Consider the following 24,588-nt stretch of genomic DNA (forward strand, 5'->3'; position numbering starts at 1 on the left):
GAAACCGTGGATTTTTCATTAACTGATGAACAGAAAATGATTCAGAAAACCGTAAGAAGTTTTGTTAAAAAAGAATTGATCCCGCTAGAAGCAGAAGTGCTGCGTAACGAAAGGGATGGAAAGCCAGGAATTTCTGAAGAGAAAATCGCTGAATTAAGAAGTAAAGCAAAGGATATGGGATTTTGGGGAATTAATACGCCGGAAGAATTTGGCGGAGCTGATTTAGGACCGACCATGACTGCATTAATCATGATGGAGCTGGGGAGAACGTTTGTCCCATTTAGTTTTGGCGGATCTGCCGACAATATTCTTTATTACTGCAATGAACAACAAAAAGAAAACTATCTGCTTCCAGTGATAAATGGCGAGAAAAAGTCATGCTTTGCACTTACTGAACCAACGGCTGGTTCTGATGCTGCAAATATTACTATGCGAGCAGTTAAGGATGGAAACGACTGGGTGCTGAATGGTGAAAAGGTGTTTATCACAAATGGAAATGAAGCCGACTTTGCCATGGTATTTGCGATTACAGATAGTGAAAAGGGTCCTCAAGGCGGGGTAACCTGCTTTTTAGTTGATCGAGAAATGGGCTGGCATTCGGAATATATTCATACTATGGGTGAATGGGGTCCGGCATCACTCGTTTTTGATAATGTACGTGTACCAGAAGAAAATATTCTGGGAGAACTAGGTAAAGGGTTTGCACTGGGGATGAAATGGATTGGGCAAGGACGTTGGATTATTCCGGCAAGAGGTCTGGGTGCTGCGGAAAGACTACTGCAGATGGCTATCGACTATTCACATCAGCGTTTCACGTTTGGTAAGCCAATTTCAGAACGTCAGGCTATTCAGTGGATGATTGCAGATTCTGCTGTCGAGATTGAAGCCACTCGTTGGCTGGTTCTGCATGCTGCATGGCTTGCTGAAGAGGGACGTGATAACCGTCATTATTCTTCTATCGCAAAACTATATGGAACAAATATGGCGAATCGTGTGGTTGACCGTGTCCTGCAAATTCACGGAGGTATGGGGTATACGAAGGAATTGCCAATTGAGCGATGGTACAGGGAAATGCGTGTTTGGCGGATTTTTGAAGGAACAGATGAAATCCAGCGCCATATCATTTCCCGGAATTTATTAAAAGGAAATGTCAAAGTAGGGGAATTGATGGCCTAGAGTGTTCCAACTATTCTTAAGGAGGAGATTTTTAATGAATCTAACACAACTTCTTGAAGAAAATATCAGAACTTATGGGGATTATCCGTTGCTTTATGACCTGGACAAACACTATACAAATATTGAGGTAAAACAACATGCTATGAAGATTGCAGCAGGGCTCAATTCTTTAGGCATAACTGCAGGCGACCGTGTTATTGTTTGTATGCCTAATTGCCCTGAAGTGCTTTTTTGTTATCAAGGAATTACGCGGGCAGGTGCTATAATTGTTCCGGTTATGTTCACTCTTCACCCCCGGGAAATTCATTTTATTGCTGCTAACTGTGGAGCGAAGGCTGTAATTACTTCCTCACTTGTTCGGAATAAGATTGAAGAAGGAATGATGGGATTAAAGGAAAGTCCTATTCTTATTTCGATCGACGAAGCAGAAAATGATAAAACCGTGAACTTATCTCAATTAATGAATGAGTCTATTCAGACTGACATAATGGAATATGAGCCAAATGAAGAAGAAACGGCCGTTATTCTTTATACGTCAGGAACGACTGGTCAGCCAAAAGGTGTACGCCAGACTCATAAGAATTTGTATTCAAATGCACTTAGTTCATTTAAACATAGTGAATCTGAGCGAGGGACAACACTTGGAATATTGCCGCTTGCTCATGCATATGGCTTAACACTTTCTAATATTGCCTTTATTGCCGGAAGCTCGATCGTGATTTTTCCTAAATTCGATCCTAAAGGGATTTTTGAAGCAATTGAAAAATACCAAGTGCGATCATTTTCGGCTGTACCAGCTATGATTCATGCGCTGCTTGGATCACCAGATTCAGAGAATTATAATCTATCTAGTTTTCAATACATTGGTTCGGGTTCGGCACCGCTGCCAATCAGTGTTATTCAAGCCTTTCAACAGAAATTCAAAGCAGATATTCATGAAGGGTACGGTTTATCAGAAGCCTCAGCGATTGTTACTGCACAGCGCAAGGGAATGGAATACAAACCTGGATCTGTTGGTATCCCAATTCCTGGAGTAGAGGTGAAAATCATCGCTGCAAATGGGGTAGAACTTCCGGTTGGTCAAGTAGGTGAAGTAGTGGTCCGCGGAGATAATGTTACACCGGGATATTACAACAACACGGAGGAATCGGAAAAGGCCATTAAAGATGGCTGGCTTCATACAGGAGATCTTGGGAAATTGGATGAAGATGGTTATCTATTCATTGTTGATCGTCAAAAGGATTTAATAATTAGAGGCGGATTTAATATTTATCCACGGGACTTGGAAGAAATATTAAATCATCATAAAGGGGTTTCAGAAGCAGCGATTATTGGCTTACCTGATGAAAAAATGGGTGAGCAGGTAGTAGCATGCGTGGTAAAGAATTCAGAAAGTGAATTAACTGAACAAGAATTAATAGCATACTGTCAAGAACACCTTGCTAAAAATAAAACACCAACGAAAATTGTATTTCTTGATGCACTTCCTCGGAATGGGGTCGGAAAAATTTTAAAAAATCACCTGCGCTCATCGGTTAGTGAACAGCAGTCGAGTGTTCCAAATAAATTGTAATCGATTACAAGTATTCGGCAGGATTCAGAAACATTGTAATCGAATTAGGTAGGATGAATAAATAACATCCATGATGAAGGAGAGAGAAACCATGAATCGTTTTACAGGAAAGTCAGCTATCGTAACTGGAGGAGCTAGAGGGATCGGAGCAGCTATTACTAAAAAGTTTGCCCGCGAAGGTGCAGCAGTTGCCGTTTTGGATGTTGATTATGATGGTGCAAGTATGCTGGCACAGGAAATCAAGGATGAAGGCGGAAAGGCGATTGCTTTGAAAGTAAATATTGCAAACGCCGAAGAAGTGGAGACAGCATTTAACAAAGTTGTGGAAGAGTTCGGTAAGCTCGATATTCTCGTGAATAATGCTGGGGTTATCCGTGATAATATGCTGTTCAAAATGGAAGAATCCGATTGGGACACCGTTATGGATGTTCATTTAAAGGGAAGCTTCTTATGCTCGCGTGAAGCTCAAAAACATATGGTGGCCCAAAAGTACGGAAAAATTGTTAATTTATCATCAACTTCTGCACTCGGCAATCGCGGTCAGGCGAACTATTCTGCTGCTAAAGCAGGGCTGCAAGGATTAACTCGGACGATGTCTTTGGAACTCGGACCATTTGGCATTAATGTAAATGCTATTGCGCCTGGTTTTATTAAAACAGAAATGACGAAGGCTACAGCTGAGAGAATGGGCATTACCTTGGAACAAATGATACAAGGGTCACTGTCACAACTGGCTATTAAGCGGGCTGGAGAACCGGAGGATATTGCAAATGCAGCGGCATTTTTATGTTCAGAAGAAGCATCATATGTGACTGGACAGACATTGTACGTAGCAGGGAGACCGACCATATAAGCAATTGTTTGATGAAAGGAGAATGATAAATGGCCATTGATCATAGCTTGATAGGCAAAAAAACTGAGATATACCAATATGAGGTTGAGAAAGGACATATCCGGCGGTTTGTGGAAGCAGTTGGTGATGATTCTCCTTTATACGTAAATGAAGATTTCGCTGGTGAAACCGCTTTTAATGGACTAATTGCCCCTCCGACGTTTGCAACTACATTGACGATGGGAAAGGAAAGTCCCCTTGATGGCATAGAAGGATTTGAGATGAGACGAGTTCTTCATGGTGAACAGGAATATGAATTTCACCGTCCGATTAGACCCGGTGCACAGTATTGGGTTCAAAGTGAGATTACCAATGTATTTGATCGGAAAGGGAATTCAGGGGCCATGACTTTTATCGTTGTCGAAACAAGAGCAAAAGATATTGACAAGCAACCAGTCGTTACCTGCAAATCAACAATTGTTTACCGCCAAAGTTTATAAGGGGGAGGGAATGGTATGGCACAACAGGTTTTATTTTCGCGTTTAAAAGAAGGGCAGGAGCTTCCTGAACTAGTAAATCCACCTATTACAAGAGTACAGCTTGTTAAATATGCAGGGGCATCTGGTGACTTTAATCCGTTGCATACTGTGGATAGCTTCGCTGAAAAGGCAGGGCTTGAAGGGGTGATTGCTCATGGAATGTTAAGTATGGGCTTTATCGGGAAGTATGTAAGAGAAATTATTGCTGAACATGGTGATATTAAAAAAATTTCAGTTCGCTTCAGCCGAATGGCTAAGCCTGGAGATACACTTACGTGCAGTGGTAAAGTAAGTTCAGTATCGAATGATAGTCAACAAACAGAATTTGAGGTGCTTGTCCGCAACCAACATGGTGAGAAGGTTACGTCTGGAGTATGCCTCGTTCATTATTTTTAAAAAGTAGATATAGTCAAGTAAGAGAAACGATAAAAACCCACGAACTAACTAGTTCGTGGGTTTTTACACGTAGAGGACAAGTGCCTCTCTATTATTTTTTATTTCCAGAGAGTTAAAGATTGTTTATCGTAAAAAAGAATGGTCATACTGATTAAGCAGCTGATCCAATTCTTGACTATACAGGATAGTTATATGGGAATCTAAACCGTTTTTTAAAACAATATTTTGCAGTTCAGTTCGTTTATTTTCGATATGCTCAAGTAGTTCGTTTTTTGTCACAGCTGCTTATCCTTTCTGGAACTGTTCCTGCAGAATGTAAGCCGCAGGGGCAGTGAATACTTATTGTTAATGAGGCTAGTACAAGTATAATACCATTTGGAAATATATTCAAATGATTTAAACTACATCTTATTATTTTAACACGACATATAAATAATAAGAATGCCAGATTGAGATTGTTCACAAAACGTTAAATATCTTTTTTTTCTTTGCTTTGTTAGAATGATGATAGATAATAAATAGGAGTTGACTATCTTGAATGATGTAAACGTATTTTTAGCATTTGGAGCGGGATTTTTAAGCTTTATTTCTCCTTGCTGTCTGCCGCTTTATCCAGCCTTTCTTTCATACATAACCGGAATGAGTGTTGGTCAGCTTAAGTCTGAGAATGCTATGCTTCAAAAACGCAGTTTGCTGCATACTTTATTTTTTCTAATTGGTTTTTCATTAGTTTTCGTCGCATTAGGTGCCACATCAACGATTTTTGGTGAATTCTTCTCTAAATATCAAGATTTAATCCGTCAAATTGGTGCTATTTTAATTGTTTTCTTTGGTTTAGTGATAATCGGGGCATTAAATTTTGAATTTTTAATGAAAGAGCGCCGCGTTGATTTTAAAAATCGACCTTCTGGTTATTTTGGATCGGTATTGATTGGTCTTGCGTTTGCAGCAGGTTGGACACCTTGTATGGGTCCTATTTTGATGGCGGTAATTGGATTGGCAGCAAGCAATCCTGGTTCCTCAATGGTCTATATGCTAGCTTATATTCTCGGATTTGCCATTCCGTTTTTCGTTCTTTCCTTTTTTATCGGAAGGATGAAATGGATTAAGAAGTATAATCATTACATTATGCAAGTCGGCGGTTACCTTATGATTGTAATGGGAATTATTTTATTCTTTGATTGGATGACTAAAATTACTTCTGTATTTGTTAACGTAATGGGTGGTTTCCAAGGATTTTAATGACTAGGTGTGAAATTAAATTAAACTTTTATGCATAAATGGATTGAAATTAGTTCTTTAGTCCGATATATTTAAAGGTAAGTAACGTCTTATTATCTCTTAAATTACATATTTTACATAATTATCCTGTTGAACTGTTTATTAAGTCTACTCATGTCGTTTTAGTTTGTTATTAAAAGAAGGGGAGGATTCAAATATGTCTAGGATACTAATCGTTGATGATGCAAAGTTTATGAGAATGACCCTTTCTAATATACTGATAAAAGCCGGACATGAAGTAATTGGTGAAGGAGAAAATGGGGAGCAAGGCATTCGCTTGTTTCGTGAATTAAAGCCTGATATTGTCACAATGGATATTACCATGCCAGTAATGAGTGGACTCGAAGCGGTGAAACAAATAACCACCGAATTTTCTGATGCGCTTGTTATTATGTGCTCTGCAATGGGACAACAGAAAATGGTAGTAGAGGCGATTGAAGCAGGAGCAAAGGATTTTATTGTTAAACCTTTTGATGAAAACAGGGTAATTGAAGCCGTTAGCCGAGTCCTAGATTAACCGTTTAGACGAGTCTAAACGGTTTTTTTATTTTTTTTATGATTTTTTTTGCTAAATACAAAGGGTAGTATATAATAAGAAAAGAATATATCTTATTAAGATAAAAGGATGATTGCACGTGATATGGATTTCAACTGCCCTAGCTTTGATCATGGGAATATCGGTAATGTTTGTGAGAATGAAGGCAGCTAATCGGCCTACATCCATAAAGAAGATTATCTTACCACCTTTTTTCATGAGTACAGGGGCCCTAATGTTTTTCATTCCAATGTTCCGGCTGACCGGATATGAAATTATAGAAGCTGTTTTTGTAGGGATGCTCTTTTCCATCTTATTAATAAAAACGTCTAATTTTGAAGTACGCGATGACCAAATATATCTTAAGAGATCAAAAGCATTTGCATTAATATTAATCACGCTTTTAGTGATTAGAACAGCAGCTAAATTTTTCCTTAGTGCAACAATAGATGTAGGCCCATTGGGCGGCATGTTTTTCTTGTTAGCCTTTTCGATGATTGTTCCATGGCGGCTGGCGATGGTATACCAGTTCAAGAAAGTACAACGAGAATTTCTCACAAATTCACCTATAGGGAAAGCCTAGTGAACCAAAAAGCTATTATCGAACCATGATAATAGCTTTTTTTTATGTTAAAGAAAAAAATAATTCCTCTCTAAATTAGTCACCAGATGTTCTTTCTTCGATATCTGGCAGGTAGCTCTAAAAAAAGGAGTTTTCCTTTTCTACGTGAATAGTTAATATATGAAAGTAAAAAACGAGCATATTAGACAAGAAATGCTCGTGAGTTTTACCACTTAGGAGGTACATATGAGAAGGAGCATTAAAACGTTTTTAACATTCAGTACAATAATATGCTTAGTTTTACTGGGGTGGTATGTCTATCAATATTCATTAAAAATAGAAAAGGCCGAATGGTGGGTAAACAATACCCATAACATAGATACAACTAGTAATGATGATGATTTAAAATTTTTGGATTCGATTTTAAAAGGAAAAAAGTATGTTTTTCTTGGTGAAAATTCTCACGGAGTGGCTGAATATAATACAGCTAAAGGAAGGTTGATTAAGTATTTACATGAAAATCAGGATTATGAAGTTGTAGCATTTGAAAGTAATCTTGCAGATCCTGCGGTAACATTTGCTGAACTTGATACCAGCCATATTAGTTCTAAGACATATATGCAGTGGACGATACCAGGCGTTTGGAATGCCACTCAAAATTTACCCTTATTTGATTATATTCTCGAAAACCGTAGAAAAGAAAAAGCATTAGTCAATACTGGGTTTGATATTCAACCGTTTGGTCGTACTTTTACAAACTTTACGACAGATTGGATAACTAAAAGAAGTCCTTCAACGGGCAATTCATTTTCAAAATTAGAGAAAGAATGGTTAACAAAGTATCTTTCTTTTCTTGATGGAGGGAAGCTCTCAGATAAAGAAGTGACAAAGTTTAAAGATGGATATAATGAAATAATCTCTTTCCTAACGCAGCATGAAACGGGCTTGAAGGTTGAATTTCCCAATCAGCCCAAGCTAAATCTCTTTATTTTACAAACGCTTCAGAATCGAATGGAACTGATGATACGAGTGAGTAAAACCAATTATACGATAGATGAAATTAATGGAGTGAGAGATTCACTTATGGCAGAAAATATTAAATGGTTAAGCGAGAAGATTTACCCTGATAAAAAAATAATTTTTTGGGCTCATAATGCACATATACGGAATCATAATACAGATATCACCTATAGAGATGAAGGCGAGACTGAGTTTCGTCCATTCCTTCATAAAACAATGTTCGAGTACCTACCTGATGATTTTAAGAAACAAAGCTATATACTTGGTTTTTATATGTATGATGGGGAATTTTCGTATTATGAAAGTAATATAAAAAAAGTAAATGACGGCAAAGACTATCAAGCTGATTCTCTAGAACAGATTCTAATTCAGTCAAACTATGAACAGACTTTTATAAATTTAAATGGACAAACCAAAAACAAATTCAATAAATGGATGTTCGAGCCTGTATACGCGTTAACACAGGGACTATATCCTGAAAAAATGGTTGTATCCAACCACTATGATGGTCTATTTTTTATAAAACATGTAAAACCCTCAACTTATATTAGGTAGGAGAAAGCAGAACCTTTCCTATCATTTTTTGATCTTTTGGATTAGTTTTGTTTTTATTGAAGAAGGTTTTTGGTCAACTTTATAGAATTCCATTAAACAGTTATATTTTATAGGTGGGGAAACAATATGAATAAACCAATTGTTGATCTTAGTGAGTATAACCCTGATTGGGAAAAACAATTTGAATATGAACGCAATAGAATTGTTGACGTTTTAGGTGATAAAGTTGTTGCGATTGAACATATTGGAAGCACTTCTATAAGGGGACTAGAAGCGAAACCGATAATTGATATTATGGTAGGCGTACAAGATTTAGATGAAGTATCCAACTTTGTTTTTCTACTCTGTGAAATTGAATATGAATATATTCATAAACCGGAGTTTAAAGATCGAAGGTTTTTTAGGAAGGGAATATGGGGACAGGGTACAAGTCATCTGCATATCTGTCAATTTAACAGCAGTGAATGGATTGAAAACTATTGTTTCGGGATTATCTTAGGTTACACCCCCATGTGGCTAAAGAATATTCATCGTTAAAAAAAGAACTGGCAGATAAATATAAGTTTGATAGACCAACCTATACAAAGAAAAAAGAACCGTTTATTAAAACGATTATCGAAAGTGCTAGGAAGGACTTGTACAGAATATAAACATCGGTATTTGAGGAGGCTGGCATATGGTTGAACTTAAAATATTTGAGAAAGCTGATTTCCAGCAGCTTATTGACTGGGTTGATTCACCTGGATTTCTCCTGCAATGGGGAGGTTCGGCCTTTGAATTCCCTTTAACGGAAAAACAGGTAGAAAAATATATCGAAAATCCGGATACTCTAGTCTTTAAAGTAGTTGAAAGTGACACGGGAGTTGCTATTGGACATATTTCTTTAGGCAGAATCGATAGAAAAAACAAATCTGCTAGAGTAGGAAAGGTCTTAGTCGGTGATATGAAGGGTAGAGGTAAGGGAATTGGTCAACAAATGTTAAGTGAAATCCTTAAAATTGCATTTGACGAACTTCATTTACATCGAGTTAGTCTTGGCGTATTTGATTTTAATAGTCGAGCGATTGCTTGTTATGAAAAAGCAGGGTTTATCAAAGAGGGGTTACATAGAGATTCTAGTAAAATTGATGATGAGTATTGGAGTTTATGGGAAATGAGTATTTTGGAAGATGAATTTCGTAACATTAAAAAGCTTAATTGAAGATAATGTCCTTCTTTTTAATTCATGCATGAAAGTTTGGTTACTGCCATCTTCAACTACGAGGTAGCAGAACACAGACTAATATGTACTAAAAAGGAGCGGGTTGAGGATGGACGAGGATAAAAAGCCTTTTAATGATGCAATAGATCATATGAATAAGATTGAAGGAAATGTTTCAAATCTTGGCAATACAGACTTGGAGAAGTTACCAAGACCATTAAGATATATTGGTTACTTAATCGTTGGTTTCTTTTTAATTACTATTCTATTAATGGCGATTTTGAGTTTTATATTATAATTTTACGTTATTTAACAGAGGCTTTGGTGTAGTTGACAGCTTGTAATGCCAAGGGAAGATGACTATAATGGAATTACTTACTAACGAAATCTGGGGTGAAAAGCGTGCTTGAGGGCTGGTTTTTATGGTTTATTTTATTCTGGGTTGTTATTCTCATAACTTCGATGTTTATTGGCGGATTTTTCATGTTTCGTAAATTTCTTAAAAGATTTCCTAAGGAAGACGGAAAATCTGATATGGATTGGGAAGAATATTATGTGAATCAAACAATTCATCTGTGGACAGCTGAACAAAAGGAATTACTTTCTGATTTGGTTTCACCTGTTCCAGAACTATTCAGGGATGTGGCTAAACAAAAGATTGCGGGTAAGATTGGGGAACTTGCTGTCAGGGAAAGGGCTTCGGCCATCACTGAGGATTTGGTGATTCGTGGATATATTATTGCGACTCCGAAGCGTGATCATAAATTTTTGCGAAAAAAACTACTCGAACGTCAAGTGAATATGAATCCATATGAACATCTTTTTGGTTAAATGGAACGGAAAAAAGACAGGCCCTCTAGGGGAACCTGTCTTTTTTTGTTATTGAATAGTAGAGGAACTTCCAAAAGTTTGTTAGGAACGAATGTACGGAAAATCCTCTTATTTTTGCTATAATACTAACATAGCTAACGAACGGAGTGAAATAGATGAAATTTATACACACAGCAGATTGGCATCTAGGGAAGATTGTTCACGGGGTGCATATGACAGAAGACCAACGTCACGTGTTATGGCAGCTGATAGATGTGATAGAGGAAGAGAAGCCGGATGCACTTGTCATTGCCGGTGATTTGTATGATCGATCCGTTCCGCCTACAGAAGCGGTCGATTTATTGGATGAAATTCTTGTAACCATAAATGTCAAAATGAAAACACCGATTGTCGCGATTTCGGGAAATCATGATAGTGCAGAACGCTTATCGTTTGGATCTTCCTGGTATCGTCATAGTCAGCTTTATATTGAAGGGAAACTATCGGAAGACTTAGCGCCAGTTAATGTAGGCGGCGTCAATTTTTATTGTGTGCCTTATGCAGAACCTGGTATCGTCCGTCAAGTGTTGGGAGACGACAGGATTCACTCTCATCAAGATGCTATGCGTGAGATTACAAGCCGAATTGAGCAAAATTTAAATCCAAATGAACCAAATGTTTTTGTTGGACATGCATTCGTACTTGGTGGGCAAACGTCCGATTCTGAACGAGTGCTGTCAGTTGGAGGCTCTGGCTGTGTTCAGGCAAACTTGTTTGATGCCTTTGATTATACCGCTTTAGGTCACTTGCATAGTCCTGATGCGTTGAAACATCCTAAGGTTCATTATTCAGGTTCTTTACTTAAATATTCTTTTTCCGAGGCCAAGCAAAACAAATCATTTTCCATTGTTGAAATGAATAGTGACGGTAGTTTCGACTTACGCTACCACCCGCTTAAACCTCTGTATGACTTGCGTGAACTTGAAGGATATATGGACGAGCTTCTTGATCCTCATTTTTATCAAGCACAACAAGTGGAAGACTATTTAAAGGTGACGTTGTTAGATGATGGAGCGGTTTTAGATCCAATGAATCGACTCAGACAAATTTATCCTAATATCCTTCATTTAGAAAGGAAATGGGATTTATCTGATAATCGGCGGAAACAATCTTTTTCTTCAATTAGAGATGAAAAAAAGTCAGAACTTGATTTATTTGAAACCTTTTATGCGGAAATGACAGAACGTGATTTTGATGGTTCCAAACGAGCGGTAATGACATCTGTCATTGAAAAAGTTAAGAAAGAGGAGGAAGTGAAGTGAAACCTCTTGTACTGACAATGCAGGCTTTCGGGCCATATGCAGGCAGGGAAGTCATCGATTTTAAACAACTGGAAAACCGGACAATGTTTGTGATTTCTGGTAAAACAGGTGCAGGTAAAACAACGATTTTTGACGGAATCAGCTTTGCCATATACGGAAAAGCGAGCGGTGAAGACAGAAGTGGTCAGGAATTACGAAGCCAGTTCGCCGAGGATGACCTTGGGACAGAGATATCGCTTGAGTTTGAGCTTCGTGGAAAAACATATTTTATCGTAAGAGCACCTCAACAGGAGCGTAAGAAAAAGTCAGGAGAAGGCCATACTGTGGTCGGAGCCAAAGCTGAATTATATAAGCTGACTGATAGCGGGAAAGTCCTGCTTGGTGCAAATATTCGCGATGTAGATGAACAAATCAAACATATTATGGGAATTGATGCCAATCAGTTTAGACAAATCATAATGATTCCACAAGGTGAGTTCCGAAAACTGTTGACTTCGGATAGTAAGGACAAGGAATTAATTTTGCAGAAACTATTTCATACGGAGTTATACAAACGAATTGAAGAGAAATTAAAAGAAGATGCAGCGGAGCTGCGAAAGCTGAGTGAGCGTAGCAGGCAGACGAGAATTCATCTTATTAAAGAAATTCAGTCTCTAGAAGATTCGATTCTGACTGAGGAAATTCTGGCTGAGGAACCGAATGAACAAAGGATATTGCCGCTTCTTATCGAAGAAATTAACAAAGCCAATGAAAGCCTTGTCGTTTATACAGAAAAAATTAAGAAGGAACAGACAGCTCGTGACAAAATTCAGGGAGAAATTTATCAGGCTCAAGAACTACTTAAACGGTTTGAAGAGCTTGAAAAGCTCCGTTTAGAAAAGGACGAGCTGGTCAAACGTAAACCAGAAATGGAAACCAAAGCGGCTGTCATTAAAATGGCGCAAAGAGCAGGAGCTCTTGAAAAGCAAGAACAGTTTTATTTACGAATGGGCAGACAAGCAAAAGATCTTCAATCTCAGCTGGATCAGCAAAATGAAACAGCAAAGAAGCTGTTTGAAAACACCATTCTCTTGCAAAAACGATATGATGCTGAGATGGACAAGACATCTGATCGAGAACAACTATCGGCGAAAGTGCATCATTTGCAGCAGCTTAAGCAAATGGTGGATACGGTTTCGGAACAAAAACAGATCGCTGTTGATTTGAATGGTGTTTGGAAACAGGCTCAGACTGAACAAGTGAGACTGGAAAAACAGCTGTCTCAAATGGAAATAGATGAAGAAAAAATTGCCCTATTAAAAACAGAGGCTGAGCAGGCGATCGTGTTATTTGCAGAATTAGAGCGACAAGCTGACAAAAATGAAGACCTCTTGACCAAACTAGTAAAGCTTGAGGAATCCGACCAATTTGTTAAACAAGCACATGATGAATTTTCTGGAAAAAAAGAAGTAGTCAAACAGGCGGTGGAACGTGCCCTTCAGCAAAAAACAGCCTTAGAACTACTTGAAAGTAAATGGAGAGACAGTCAAGCAGGTATTTTAGCGGCTGCTCTTACGCATGGTGAAATGTGTCCAGTATGCGGATCCTCTGAGCACCCTGCAAAAGCAGTTCACTCGGCTGAACAACCTGATGAAGATGAACTGAAACAACAAAAAGCAGAAGTAAATAAAGCTGAACAACAAAAAACAAGTGCAGAAACCGCATTTTATAAAGCAGAATCCCGTTATCAATCTCTTCAGGAAACGTATCAAGAGCGATTTGCTGCTGTGAGGGCTTTAGTCGATGATTTTGAACTAAATCGGTTGGCAGAATATAAAAACAACTGTCAGCAGAAAAAACACGAAAATGAGGAGCAGTTACGGGTTCTCCTGAAGCAAAAACAAACGATTTCAAGTATTTCTGAAAAACTTTCAAGGATAAAAACAGAGAAACGAACAATAAAGTTTGAGATTGAAACCGTGAAAACAAAAGAAGAAAAGGCAAGAACTCAACTTCTTGAGGCTAATGCTAAACTCGCGGCTACAGTGGCTTCCATACCAGAAGAAATTAGGGAACCAGAAGCCTTTAACCAGGCTTTAAAACAAGCTGTTACAGAACAAAAACAACTTGAAGAGGCACTAGAAGCGGCGAGAACTTCCTTAATGCAAGGAAAGGAACAAGAAACCACGATTAAAGCAAATATCACTTCCAGCGAGGAACAACTGAAAAAAGTAACCATCGAGTTAAACGAGGAACGAAGCAGATTTAAAGTAGAAATGACAGCACTAGGGTTTGAGTCTTACGGAAGCTATGTAGCTGCAAAAAAAACGGAAGCGGAAGTAAAGACATTAGAAAGTGATTTACAAGAATATGAACAGCGTTATCAGACAGTTACCAACGTTTTTCATGATTTAGAATTGAAATTGAAAGGTGCAGTAAAACCAGATATTGAAGCCTTGCAACAACAATTTACGAATGCCGACCAGGTCTTAGAAGAGCTTCGACAGTTATTTGCTAAACTGACATCTGCCAAACAGAAAAATGAGCAGATTCATGAAAAACTCGATAGGATGATCTTGGAACAAAAGGAAATAGAAGATCGATACCGGGTTATTGGACATCTACATGAAGTGTCCAAGGGGCAGAATCCATTCCGTATTACTTTCGAACGCTTTGTTCTCGCTTCTTTCTTAGATGAAATTCTTAATGAAGCGAATATACGTTTAAATAAAATGACGAGTGGACGCTTCCAACTCATGCGTAAAATCGATCCAACCCGTAGAAATATTCAAAGTGGATTGGAACTAACTGTTTACGATCAGTACACAGGACAAGAACGTCATGTTAAAACACTTTCAGGTGGTGAAAGCTTCAAGGCGTCTCTTGCACTGGCGCTTGGTCTTGCAGATGTTGTACAGCAGCATGCAGGCGGGATATCGTTGGAAACGATGTTTGTTGATGAAGGATTTGGAACGCTTGACCCTGAGTCACTTGACCAGGCATTAGAAGCACTAATGGATATTCAGAACAGCGGTCGACTTGTGGGAATTATTTCACATGTACCGGAACTAAAGGAAAGAATCGAAGCGCGTCTTGAGGTAATCGCTACTCAACTAGGAAGTCGAACTGAGTTTCAATTTATCAGTTAATACAATCTGGAGGGGATTAGATGGACAAGAAAGTTGGAATTGATGCAGGGACTACACTGATAAAACTTGCTTACAATGAAAACGGTATGTACCATTTTAAGAAGTACTCCTATCAACAGAAGGATTCTCTTCTGCAATGGCTCCAAATGGCAGCTCCAGATGCTCGTTGGAATGTAACGGGCGGGAAAGGGCATCATTTCCTGTCGGTTTCTGATAATAGCAGAGAAATTGCTGAGTTTACGGCGATTACGGATGGAGCTATGTATATGACAGCGGCGCAAAAGTTAAACGTAAAAAACTATATTTTAGTAAATATCGGGACGGGCACTTCATTTTTTTCAATCAAAGATAATTCAGCAGAACATCTTTATGGGAGCGGGATTGGCGGAGGGATGCTAATGGGGTTATCAACGATGCTAGTTGGAGAACGGCCATTTTCTGATCTTGCAGCTCTGGCTGAAAGTGGAGAGCGCGCTAAATTAGATTTGCAGGTACGTGATATTTATGCAAGTGAACCGCCAATTTCAGGTGATTTTACGGCAAGTAATTTTGGAAAAGCGACAACCGCTGATGTTAAAAAAGAGGATGTCACAGCTTCTTTATTCGGATTAATTGCTGAAACGACCATGCTTCTTGGTGTTCAATCAGCTAAGGCAGCAGGTGAAGTAGATATTGTTTACACCGGTGGAATGGCGGCACATCCATACATGGAAAAAAGCCTCAAAGCAGCAACTGAGGCATTTGGATGCAAGGCTCATTTTCTTACAAATGGAGAATACTGTGGTGCCATGGGTGCCCTTATCTATTGAAGAATTAAGGAACCTCAAGTTTCCATATACTTGGGGTTCCTTTTTCTATGGTATTTTTACTAACACAAATTAGCAATGCATCAGTGGAAAGTTCAGGTGTAATAGTTCGATCTTCTATAGAAAATGGAAAAGTAAAACTACGTTCTAGTGAGCCATCAGAACCCGCTGCAAGGATTGTTAAGGTGTTCATATCTATAGAAATGGTAATGTTTATTACGTGTTTTTTTTCGAATAACGCTTCTAAAAGATAATGAGTCGGGTACTCAAAAACATCTAGACGAAATGTTTGAAAATCGATAAAACTCGTATTCGGATCGACGAAAAAATTCCTCAACCATTTTTCAAATAGTAGTGGGTCTTCCTTATCCGTAGTCATGTAAATTACTCCTTACTTTTGCCTTTTTCTATCTTATGTTCTGGGCAGCAAAAGGGATAAGGTAAAAGGAAAAAAGCAGCAATTTTTTCTCTTGAAATAAAGAAAAAATTGCTGCTTTTTAATCACATATCATGATGGCTATTGTGCTTCTGACGGGAATGATTTTTATTTTTTACTTTATGAGAACCGCTTAAGGGTGCAGGCTGTCCCTCTTTAGGAGCATTTTTCCTACTATCTTTTTCATTGTTCTTTTCCATATTGCATCCCTCCTTATTAGTAAGATGGACTATTTGCCTTCATTTTATTCCCACTGTTAAACTGTTATAAATTATCTTAATTTTACAACTATTTGCTAAACCTGTTAAGATGAATTAGAAATGGGGGAGTCTCTTTTGGAAAAACGTATTTTCACACCGCCTAAACATATCGTCTCAGCAGCGACTATTGTACTTAATAAACGAGGGGAACTACTTTTAATAAAGGGACCGCGTCGAGGGTGGGAAATGCCTGGTGGACAAGTTGAAGAAGGTGAGTCATTAATGGCTGCTGCAATTAGAGAAACGAAAGAAGAAACGGGAATTGATATTGAAGTACTGAAATTTTGTGGAGTTTTTCAAAACGTAAACCAATCCATTTGTAATACCTTGTTCTTAGCTAAACCAACAGGGGGCGAATTAGCGACTTCCCCGGAAAGCTTAGTGGTAGGGTTCTATCCGATTGATCAAGCTTTAGAAATGGTCACGTATACAAATTTCAGAGAAAGAATTGAATCTTGTTTGGACGAAAGGAAACATCCCTTTTATGTCGAGTTTTAAATTATGTAGAGGAACTCCCTATTACGGGAGTTCCTCTACATAGTTATTCTTTCTTCTTTTCTTTCTTTTCACTCATAGTCCGGTAAAACTGAGTATTCATGCTGCCTTGCTTAATGTTTTCTAAGAAAAACTCACCAATTAGCTCTTTATAATCTTCATCTTCAAACATTTTTTTGTTCTGCAATTCCATTTCAGCGAGACCTTCGTATGTTGAAAATAGTGCGAAAACATGATCTGCCCCCGTAATGGGTGTTAAAATGTCTACTTTATGACTATAATTTTCAATTCGATACTTTTTAATTTCTTGCAGATTTTCAATGCATTCCTTAAATTTATCTTGTTTAATTTCAAATGTTTGATAAACAAATACAGACATTTATTTTGCCTCCAAGTAATTTTGTCAATTAAATCAGTAGTCTTATTACTGTTTGTCTTTTTCAGGCTTAATAGCAAAAAAAGTAATGATAACTCCCAGAAGACTTAATCCGCTTAATATATAGAATAGAGAGTTTTCAGCGTGTTTCATCATAATAGTCATGACTGGAGGACCGGCAGCTACTCCAATGAACCGCATAGAGCTGTAAATAGATGAAATACTGCCTCGTTCTTGCTTTTCGATACCTGAGGTAATGAATGCATCAAGACAGGGCAGTGCTACACCGATTCCAATTCCAGCTAACAAAAATAAGGTAATCATAATCCACATCACTTTTGAAAAGCTTAAGATGGCGATTGAGACTGCCAATAAGATTGTCCCGCCTACAATAATCCATTTCATAAGGACTTTATTTTCTTTAATTAGTTTTCCGGTAATATAGGAAGCAATACAAAGTCCTCCTAAAGGTATTGCGAGATATAGTCCTTTTTTAAGGTCTTTTATCTCGTAGACTTTTTCTAACGTATCTGATAAATAATATAAAACGGCAAATAGCACAAACATAAGGATAATCCCAATAATAAAAACAGCATACAGCCATTTCCAATTATTTTTAAAAGTAGTTTTAATCGTATTCCAAAATTCCTTGAAGGGGAGGGGCTTTTGTCTTTTTGCGGGTGTTTTTACTAAGAAAAACACCAGTAATACTGAGATTAAACTAAAAACAGGGATAGAAAAGAAAGGCAGATACCAAACGAATCCTGCTAAAAAGGCTCCTAACACAGGGCTTAATACTTTGCCAAGCGTATTAGATGTTTCAATCAGACCTAAGGAGCTACTGACTTCTTCTTCGGTCTTGAACATATCTCCTACGAGAGGGAGAACAATGGGGAACGCTCCTGATGCTCCAATTCCTTGTAGTGCTCTACCGATTAAAATCATTGTATAAGGATCGTCCATTTTCCAACCGGCCCAAGCAGAAATGAGTCCCCCGATAGCTGCTAAGATTAAGCTTGGAATGATGACCTTTTTTCTTCCTATATGATCAGATAAAAACCCTGCAAACGGGATAAAAATGATGGCTAAGATGGAATAGATTGTAATGATCATACTTGTTTGAAAAGCTGATATGCCAAGTTTACTCTCCATTACGGGAAGAACTGGGATCAACATTGAATTCCCTAAGGTCATAACAAGTGGAATGGAGGAGATAGACAATACAGCCCATTTTTGATTACTTGGTTTATTTTTGGTATCCTTTTTTTTCTTTTTTGAGTCCTTTATGGGTTGAATAGTTTCTATATGTTCCAATGCTAACACGCCTTTGTTTTGGGATAAGTACTAAAATCGCCGCCACTAACTAACAACTGATTGACATCCTCCGTATTATTTTGAGATTCTTCAATATACTTCTATCGTTCTCTTTAGAACTAAAATCATACTTGGAAATCACTCTTTTCTTACTAACGAAAAATTAGAGAGAAAAATGGAGTATTAGTTGGGGGAGATAGTAGGGATAAAAATAAAAGAGATAACTTTTCAAGAAAGATATCTCTCAGAATCCGCTTCTTATGGAGGTTCTTAAATTATTTCATGTGAATTTAGGACTATTAGCAGCCAAATAAAGGGCAACATCTTTTATTTTCTCGTCCGTTTCCGCTTCAATTGCTTCACGTTCGCTTGTATACGAGTATAAGGTATCACCTTTTAATAAATGTTCAGACAAGTTAAGGATACCAATCGCTTTCCTATTAAACCTTTTTGCAACAGCCAATGTACTAGCTGTCTCCATATCAATCCCTAAATGACCTTTACGTGCTGAAACAGCTATTTGTTCATTTGTTTCATGTAGTAGTGTATTGGTCGTAACGATGCTTCCGGCTTTGTATGCATAGTTTTTCTTTTCACAATAGTCAATTGCTGCATTTAAAATTCTTTCATCGGACTTTATGGTTTTTGCATCCGGAAAGTACCAATTGGATACTCCGTCTTGCATTTCAGCCTCAGTGACAATTAATAGGTCTCCATAGTTCACTTCCAGGGAAAGCCCGCCGAAGTAACCAGTCTGAACGAATAAATCTGTACCAACAGCTGCAAATGGGTGGGTACTATTAATAGCTGTAGGACTGCCATATGCATTAGCATATCCAATAGTAGTTCCTTGATAGAGTCCAATTAAGGTGTTCCATTTTGGGGATTTAGTTTTACTTAATATAGTCCGCCAATTCTTTAAATTCTCTTCATGTTCCCATTCACCATGAATGATAAAGGCAGAAGGGATGTTTGATTCATTAATAGTTAATGTTCTAAGCCACTCTTCTTTCGAAAAATTACCGTATAAGTTCATAATACAACACCTTCCTTATGTAAATTTATTTCATCATCTGCTCAAGCGCAGTAATGGTATTGTTTCGCTAGAAAGTTACTAGTTCCTTTAATGTCTAACTACATTTCTTGAGATTTTACCGTTACTCAAGCGCTAATAATATTTGGGGGATTAGTATGCTAGGAACTAAGAGTGATGACTTTCAGTTCAAAATACGACCATTACTCATTACTGATTATGAAAGTGTTTTGAATTGGAGCAAAGATGAGTCTTTTTGTTTAGCCAATGGATGGGAGATAAATAAAAGTCCAGAAGAACTATATAAATGGTGGCTCCAGTGTGTAAACAATTCGGCAGTGGATTTTATTCGAATGGGGATAGCGTATAACGAAAAATTAATTGGTTACGTTGATTTATCATATACAAACGAGGCTACTGCAGAATTAGGTATCGCAATTGGTGAAAGCAGGTTGTGGGGAAAAGGGATAGGAGTTAACTCAGCTCTATGGATGATGGATTATGCCTCTACAACCTTAGGCATTACAACGATTAATGCAGAAACATACAAAGGAAATATTCGTTCAAGAAAAATGCTTGAGAAAATAGGGTTCAAAGAAATAAGTAGAGTGGGGTGTGGGGAATACTTTAGAAGGAGTGATCAGCTGATACAGTACCAAAAAAGCTGAAATAATTTTTTATATTATTTCTATATATAAAGGATAAATCTATATGGGAAATTAGAACGGAGTTGCTCAAAGGGATTTTAGTTTTTTATTTATAAAATGTTTAAGTAAACGACACTTTTCTAAAAAAGTCCTTGAATTTATTTTAGGAATTGTTCTTTCACCATAATAAAAGCTTGATCCGCACTCTTTTTTGTTTCCTCCATAATTATGAATTATAAACTTTAATTAGCAACAGTATAAGAAAAACTTATCAGGAACGATAACTTTCTCGTATTTTACTTATCAACGATTCTATATTACTATTGAAATGTAAGAAAAGTGAGATTGGGAGAAAGTTCAAACTTTTCGACAAAACAGGGGAATTTTTATATAGTTAGAAGGAAGCATGGTTTGGCGTCTATTCTCAAACCACGTTTTCGTTTTATGTTCAGATGTAGTCTGACAGTCACACAGGGGGTAATATATGATGTCAAAAAACGATGTATATCAATCGCGTTCTTTCTTTGAAATCGAAGGAAAGCGCTACAACTACTTTAATTTAAACGCTATTGAAAAAGCAGGAGACGGTAACGTTTCTAAATTGCCGTACTCGATCAAAGTTCTTCTTGAAGCTGTTCTTCGTCAAGTGGATGGAAGGGTTATCACAAAAGAACATGTCCAGAATCTCGCTCAGTGGGGGACTAGCGAGCAGAAGGATATCGATGTTCCATTTAAGCCTTCACGTGTTATCCTTCAGGATTTCACAGGGGTTCCAGCTGTCGTAGATTTAGCATCATTACGTAATGCTATGGCTTCTTTAGGCGAAGATCCAGATAAAATCAACCCAGAAATTCCAGTAGACTTAGTTATTGATCACTCTGTTCAAGTTGATAAAGCAGGAACACTTGATTCATTAGAAGTGAACATGGATCTTGAATTCCAGCGTAATACAGAGCGTTACCAATTCTTAAGCTGGGCCCAAAAATCGTTTGATAATTATCGTGCAGTTCCGCCGGCAACAGGAATTGTTCACCAAGTTAACCTTGAGTATCTTGCAAATGTTGTTCAAGCAGTTCCAACACCTACTGGTGAATTTGAAGTATACCCTGACTCTGTATTTGGTACAGATTCACATACAACAATGATCAATGGTATTGGTGTTCTTGGATGGGGTGTTGGTGGTATTGAAGCAGAAGCAGGTATGCTTGGACAGCCTTCATATTTCCCAGTTCCTAAAGTAGTAGGTGTGAAACTTACTGGCCAACTTCCTAAAGGAACAACAGCAACTGACCTTGCCTTAAAAGTTACACAAGTACTTCGTAAACATGGTGTAGTTGGGAAATTCGTTGAATTCTTCGGACCAGGTGTTGCCTATCTTCCGCTTGCAGATCGTGCAACAATCGCAAATATGGCTCCTGAATATGGTGCTACATGTGGATTCTTCCCGGTTGATTCAGAAGCAATCGACTATCTACGTTTAACTGGCCGTGATGAAACACTTATTAAGGTAGTAGAAACATATACGAAAGCAAATGGTTTATACTACACACCGGATAATGAAGATCCAATTTACACGGATGTAGTTGAAATCGATCTTGCTGAAATTGAACCAAACCTTTCTGGTCCTAAACGCCCTCAAGATTTGATTCCACTTTCAGAAATGAAAAAGTCATTCCATGAAGCGATTAATGCTCCAATGGGGAACCAAGGTTTCGGTCTTACGGAAGCTGAATTAGATAAAGAAGTAGTGGTTAAGTTTGCCGATGGCCACGAAACAACGATGAAAACAGGTGCCATTGCAATTGCTGCTATTACAAGCTGTACGAACACTTCCAACCCATATGTTATGCTTGGAGCTGGTCTGATAGCTAAAAAAGCAATTGAAAAAGGTCTTTCTGTACCGGATTATGTTAAAACTTCATTAGCTCCAGGTTCAAAGGTTGTAACAGGTTATCTTCGTGATGCTGGTTTGCAGCCATACTTGGATCAATTAGGATTTAACATTGTTGGTTACGGCTGTACGACATGTATCGGTAACTCAGGTCCGTTAGCAGAAGAAATCGAAGCTGCAGTTTCTCAAGCAGATTTATTAGTGACTTCTGTACTTTCTGGTAACCGTAACTTTGAGGGGCGTATCCATCCATTAGTTAAAGCTAACTATCTTGCATCACCAACGCTTGTCGTAGCTTATGCACTTGCAGGAACAGTTGACTTTGATCTGCAAAACGACTCGCTTGGAAAAGATAAAGATGGTAATGACGTATACTTGGCAGATATCTGGCCTTCACAAGAGGAAGTAAATGCAGCTGTTAAAGCTACAGTTACACCTGAACTATTCCGTAAAGAATATGAAACTGTATTCAGTGATAATAAGCGCTGGAATGAAATTCAAACAAGTAATGAAGCACTCTATTCATTTGATAATACGTCTACGTATATTCAAAATCCGCCTTTCTTTGAAGGGCTGTCAACAGAACCAGGTACAGTTGATGCCTTAAATGGTCTCCGTATTGTCGGTAAATTTGGTGATTCAGTGACAACTGACCATATTTCTCCTGCTGGAGCAATTGGTAAAGACACACCTGCGGGTATCTATCTACGCGAAAATGGTGTTACACCTCGTGACTTTAACTCATATGGTTCACGTCGTGGTAACCATGAAGTCATGATGCGTGGAACATTTGCAAATATCCGTATTCGTAACCAAGTGGCTCCAGGCACAGAAGGCGGTTATACAACATACTGGCCGACTGGCGATGTAATGGCTATCTATGATGCTTGTATGAAATATAAAGCTGATGGTACGGGTCTTGCTGTTCTTGCGGGTAAAGATTACGGCATGGGCAGCTCACGTGACTGGGCAGCTAAAGGAACAAATCTTTTAGGAATCAAAACGGTAATTGCCGAAAGCTTTGAACGTATTCACCGTTCTAACCTTGTTTTAATGGGTGTACTGCCGCTTCAATTTAAAGAAGGCGAAAATGCTGAAGTACTTGGTTTAACAGGTAAAGAAGCAATCGATGTTCAAATTGATGAAACAGTTAGACCACGGGATATCGTGAAAGTAACAGCTACTGATGAAGCTGGAAACAAAAAAGAATTTGAAGTGCTTGTCCGTTTCGACTCTGAAATTGAAATTGATTACTACCGTCACGGCGGCATCCTTCAAATGGTATTACGTAATAAATTGCAAGAAAAATAACATGCTTTTACCAAGGGCGGCAAATCCTTTTTAGGGTCTGCCGCCTTTATTTTGTCCAAAAAGTGAACGTTAACTAAGAGAATTTGCTGTTTCATGTTGAGCTCTTTATTTGGATGTATGTAGCTGGTATGATGAAGGGTGTACAAGTTGTTCTAGCTTCCGGATATAAACAATAATAGTATATATAGGGGTAGCCAAGGGTGTATGGATTGCAAGCTAGGGGGGATACATATGTGGAAGAAAATAATCGGCTCAGCGGTTCTTCTCGTTCTAATTGGAATTGCTATTTTTCAAGCAATGGACAGACAAGGGCCGACATCAGCCAGTAACGAACAATTGGGCGGATTAAAGATAGGGGTCAAAGCTCCAGATTTTGAATTGAAGTCTTTAACAGGGGAAAGTGTTAAGCTTTCTGATTATGAAGGAAAAAAAGTGATTTTAAATTTCTGGGCTACTTGGTGTCCACCGTGTCGGGAAGAAATGCCGGACATGGAGAAATTTTCACAGGTTATGGAAGATGATGTGGTGATTCTTGCAGTAAATATTGATCCAGAAAATGATGTTCAAGCATTTGTAAAAGAATATGGAGTTACTTTTACCATTTTGCTCGATAGTCAGAGTTCAAAGAATCCAGTAAATGATCAGTATCAAGTCCTTAGTATTCCAACCACTTACTTTATTGATTCTAAAGGGATTATTCAGGATGTATACCGAACGGCTATGAGTGAAAGCTATATCAAAGATACCACCAATCAAATGGAGTAACGGACAATAGTCTGTTACTTTTTTTGTTGAAAAATAGTTCGTCTATTATTTACTGCATAGGTCATTATCTAAATTTTTAATAATTTCAGGCTAGGACTAGCAATAATTGGAGATAATAAGAGGAAATCAAGTAGAGGTGGTTCATAATGAAAAAAAGAAAACGTACATTTGAAGAGCTTGTAATGGAAAATCGTTTAGAGTTATTGAAGAACTCAAAACAATTGGAACTTATCGAAGACCGTTTAGAAAAAAGACATTTACAAAAAGCAGAATAAAATATGGCAGGCATTACTTTCTTTCCGTAGTAAACACTATGGAAAGGAG

The 24,588-nt window shown here is 37.9% G+C and carries 26 protein-coding genes and 1 pseudogene; 21 read left to right on the forward strand and 6 right to left on the reverse strand.

Annotated features, from left to right (window positions below):
• Positions 1 to 6: 6 nt before the first annotated feature.
• The 5 genes from MHI18_RS19785 to MHI18_RS19805 all read left to right on the forward strand — a co-directional run bounded on the left by MHI18_RS19785 (position 7) and on the right by MHI18_RS19805 (position 4,516).
• Positions 7 to 1,176, forward strand: coding sequence for an acyl-CoA dehydrogenase family protein (locus MHI18_RS19785; RefSeq protein ID WP_340849951.1), 1,170 nt, complete (start codon positions 7 to 9; stop codon positions 1,174 to 1,176).
• A gap of 34 nt (positions 1,177 to 1,210) precedes the next feature.
• On the forward strand, positions 1,211 to 2,749 hold the full coding sequence (locus MHI18_RS19790) for a class I adenylate-forming enzyme family protein (protein WP_340849954.1): 1,539 nt from the start codon (positions 1,211 to 1,213) through the stop codon (positions 2,747 to 2,749).
• A 91-nt stretch (positions 2,750 to 2,840) separates the two neighbouring features.
• On the forward strand, positions 2,841 to 3,602 hold the full coding sequence (locus tag MHI18_RS19795) for an SDR family NAD(P)-dependent oxidoreductase (protein WP_340849956.1): 762 nt from the start codon (positions 2,841 to 2,843) through the stop codon (positions 3,600 to 3,602).
• A 29-nt stretch (positions 3,603 to 3,631) separates the two neighbouring features.
• On the forward strand, positions 3,632 to 4,081 hold the full coding sequence (locus tag MHI18_RS19800) for an FAS1-like dehydratase domain-containing protein (protein ID WP_340849959.1): 450 nt from the start codon (positions 3,632 to 3,634) through the stop codon (positions 4,079 to 4,081).
• A 15-nt stretch (positions 4,082 to 4,096) separates the two neighbouring features.
• Complete coding sequence (locus tag MHI18_RS19805) at positions 4,097 to 4,516, forward strand: MaoC/PaaZ C-terminal domain-containing protein (RefSeq protein ID WP_340849961.1); 420 nt, start codon at positions 4,097 to 4,099, stop codon at positions 4,514 to 4,516.
• Positions 4,517 to 4,639: 123 nt separating this feature from the next.
• Here the strand turns inward: MHI18_RS19805 and MHI18_RS19810 are convergent, their stop codons facing one another.
• Positions 4,640 to 4,795: an aspartyl-phosphate phosphatase Spo0E family protein gene (locus tag MHI18_RS19810; RefSeq protein WP_081704894.1), complete on the reverse strand. Its 156-nt coding sequence runs from the start codon at positions 4,793 to 4,795 to the stop codon at positions 4,640 to 4,642.
• A gap of 255 nt (positions 4,796 to 5,050) precedes the next feature.
• Between MHI18_RS19810 and MHI18_RS19815 the strand changes: the two genes are divergently transcribed.
• The 11 genes and pseudogenes from MHI18_RS19815 (at position 5,051) to MHI18_RS19865 (ending at position 15,739) form a co-directional block, all read left to right on the forward strand.
• Positions 5,051 to 5,758 carry a cytochrome c biogenesis CcdA family protein gene (locus tag MHI18_RS19815; protein WP_340849965.1) on the forward strand — a complete coding sequence of 236 codons (708 nt, stop codon included), beginning with the start codon at positions 5,051 to 5,053 and terminating at the stop codon, positions 5,756 to 5,758.
• A gap of 196 nt (positions 5,759 to 5,954) precedes the next feature.
• Positions 5,955 to 6,314, forward strand: coding sequence for a response regulator (locus MHI18_RS19820; RefSeq protein WP_340849968.1), 360 nt, complete (start codon positions 5,955 to 5,957; stop codon positions 6,312 to 6,314).
• 118 nt (positions 6,315 to 6,432) lie between these two features.
• Positions 6,433 to 6,915 (forward strand): CcdC family protein, encoded by a 483-nt coding sequence (locus MHI18_RS19825; protein WP_445670022.1) that lies wholly within the window; start codon positions 6,433 to 6,435, stop codon positions 6,913 to 6,915.
• A 225-nt stretch (positions 6,916 to 7,140) separates the two neighbouring features.
• The gene (locus MHI18_RS19830) at positions 7,141 to 8,469 is read left to right on the forward strand and encodes an erythromycin esterase family protein (protein WP_340849971.1); all 1,329 of its coding nucleotides are present in this window, start codon (positions 7,141 to 7,143) and stop codon (positions 8,467 to 8,469) included.
• 201 nt (positions 8,470 to 8,670) lie between these two features.
• Positions 8,671 to 9,119 (forward strand): annotated as a pseudogene (locus MHI18_RS19835) (GrpB family protein).
• 26 nt (positions 9,120 to 9,145) lie between these two features.
• On the forward strand, positions 9,146 to 9,670 hold the full coding sequence (locus MHI18_RS19840) for a GNAT family N-acetyltransferase (RefSeq protein ID WP_340849973.1): 525 nt from the start codon (positions 9,146 to 9,148) through the stop codon (positions 9,668 to 9,670).
• 109 nt (positions 9,671 to 9,779) lie between these two features.
• Positions 9,780 to 9,968 (forward strand): hypothetical protein, encoded by a 189-nt coding sequence (locus MHI18_RS19845; protein ID WP_340849978.1) that lies wholly within the window; start codon positions 9,780 to 9,782, stop codon positions 9,966 to 9,968.
• Positions 9,969 to 10,072: 104 nt separating this feature from the next.
• The gene (locus MHI18_RS19850; RefSeq protein ID WP_040375172.1) at positions 10,073 to 10,501 is read left to right on the forward strand and encodes a DUF2621 domain-containing protein; all 429 of its coding nucleotides are present in this window, start codon (positions 10,073 to 10,075) and stop codon (positions 10,499 to 10,501) included.
• 155 nt (positions 10,502 to 10,656) lie between these two features.
• Positions 10,657 to 11,802 carry an exonuclease SbcCD subunit D gene (locus MHI18_RS19855; protein WP_340849980.1) on the forward strand — a complete coding sequence of 382 codons (1,146 nt, stop codon included), beginning with the start codon at positions 10,657 to 10,659 and terminating at the stop codon, positions 11,800 to 11,802.
• Positions 11,799 to 14,930 (forward strand): SMC family ATPase, encoded by a 3,132-nt coding sequence (locus tag MHI18_RS19860; protein ID WP_340849982.1) that lies wholly within the window; start codon positions 11,799 to 11,801, stop codon positions 14,928 to 14,930. Before MHI18_RS19855 ends, MHI18_RS19860 begins: the two co-directional genes overlap by 4 nt.
• Before the next feature lie 20 nt (positions 14,931 to 14,950).
• On the forward strand, positions 14,951 to 15,739 hold the full coding sequence (locus tag MHI18_RS19865; RefSeq protein ID WP_340849984.1) for a type II pantothenate kinase: 789 nt from the start codon (positions 14,951 to 14,953) through the stop codon (positions 15,737 to 15,739).
• Positions 15,740 to 15,743: 4 nt separating this feature from the next.
• Here MHI18_RS19865 and MHI18_RS19870 read toward each other — a convergent pair whose 3' ends face one another.
• Together MHI18_RS19870 and MHI18_RS19875 are read right to left on the reverse strand one after the other, a co-directional pair.
• Complete coding sequence (locus tag MHI18_RS19870; protein WP_340849986.1) at positions 15,744 to 16,115, reverse strand: hypothetical protein; 372 nt, start codon at positions 16,113 to 16,115, stop codon at positions 15,744 to 15,746.
• 122 nt (positions 16,116 to 16,237) lie between these two features.
• Positions 16,238 to 16,372 carry a small acid-soluble spore protein P gene (locus MHI18_RS19875; RefSeq protein ID WP_340849987.1) on the reverse strand — a complete coding sequence of 45 codons (135 nt, stop codon included), beginning with the start codon at positions 16,370 to 16,372 and terminating at the stop codon, positions 16,238 to 16,240.
• Between the two features lie 135 nt (positions 16,373 to 16,507).
• On the opposite strand from MHI18_RS19875, the gene MHI18_RS19880 reads away from it, so the two are divergent.
• Complete coding sequence (locus tag MHI18_RS19880) at positions 16,508 to 16,930, forward strand: NUDIX hydrolase (RefSeq protein ID WP_445670023.1); 423 nt, start codon at positions 16,508 to 16,510, stop codon at positions 16,928 to 16,930.
• Between the two features lie 43 nt (positions 16,931 to 16,973).
• Here MHI18_RS19880 and MHI18_RS19885 read toward each other — a convergent pair whose 3' ends face one another.
• The 3 genes from MHI18_RS19885 to MHI18_RS19895 all read right to left on the reverse strand — a co-directional run bounded on the left by MHI18_RS19885 (position 16,974) and on the right by MHI18_RS19895 (position 19,653).
• A complete protein-coding gene (locus MHI18_RS19885; RefSeq protein WP_340849991.1) occupies positions 16,974 to 17,306 on the reverse strand; it encodes a hypothetical protein in 333 nt (110 codons plus the stop codon).
• 45 nt (positions 17,307 to 17,351) lie between these two features.
• A complete protein-coding gene (locus tag MHI18_RS19890) occupies positions 17,352 to 18,617 on the reverse strand; it encodes an MFS transporter (RefSeq protein WP_340849994.1) in 1,266 nt (421 codons plus the stop codon).
• 280 nt (positions 18,618 to 18,897) lie between these two features.
• Positions 18,898 to 19,653: a phosphorylase family protein gene (locus MHI18_RS19895; protein ID WP_340849997.1), complete on the reverse strand. Its 756-nt coding sequence runs from the start codon at positions 19,651 to 19,653 to the stop codon at positions 18,898 to 18,900.
• Between the two features lie 155 nt (positions 19,654 to 19,808).
• On the opposite strand from MHI18_RS19895, the gene MHI18_RS19900 reads away from it, so the two are divergent.
• From MHI18_RS19900 to MHI18_RS19915, 4 genes are all read left to right on the forward strand, one after another.
• Complete coding sequence (locus MHI18_RS19900) at positions 19,809 to 20,318, forward strand: GNAT family N-acetyltransferase (protein WP_340850000.1); 510 nt, start codon at positions 19,809 to 19,811, stop codon at positions 20,316 to 20,318.
• Between the two features lie 466 nt (positions 20,319 to 20,784).
• On the forward strand, positions 20,785 to 23,499 hold the full coding sequence (gene acnA, locus MHI18_RS19905; protein ID WP_340850002.1) for an aconitate hydratase AcnA: 2,715 nt from the start codon (positions 20,785 to 20,787) through the stop codon (positions 23,497 to 23,499).
• Between the two features lie 231 nt (positions 23,500 to 23,730).
• The gene (locus MHI18_RS19910) at positions 23,731 to 24,264 is read left to right on the forward strand and encodes a peroxiredoxin family protein (protein ID WP_340850004.1); all 534 of its coding nucleotides are present in this window, start codon (positions 23,731 to 23,733) and stop codon (positions 24,262 to 24,264) included.
• Between the two features lie 146 nt (positions 24,265 to 24,410).
• Complete coding sequence (locus tag MHI18_RS19915; RefSeq protein ID WP_152526410.1) at positions 24,411 to 24,539, forward strand: FbpB family small basic protein; 129 nt, start codon at positions 24,411 to 24,413, stop codon at positions 24,537 to 24,539.
• Positions 24,540 to 24,588: the final 49 nt, after the last annotated feature.

It is taken from the genome of Peribacillus sp. FSL H8-0477, from assembly GCF_038002765.1.
Taxonomy (GTDB): Bacteria; Bacillota; Bacilli; order Bacillales; family DSM-1321; genus Peribacillus.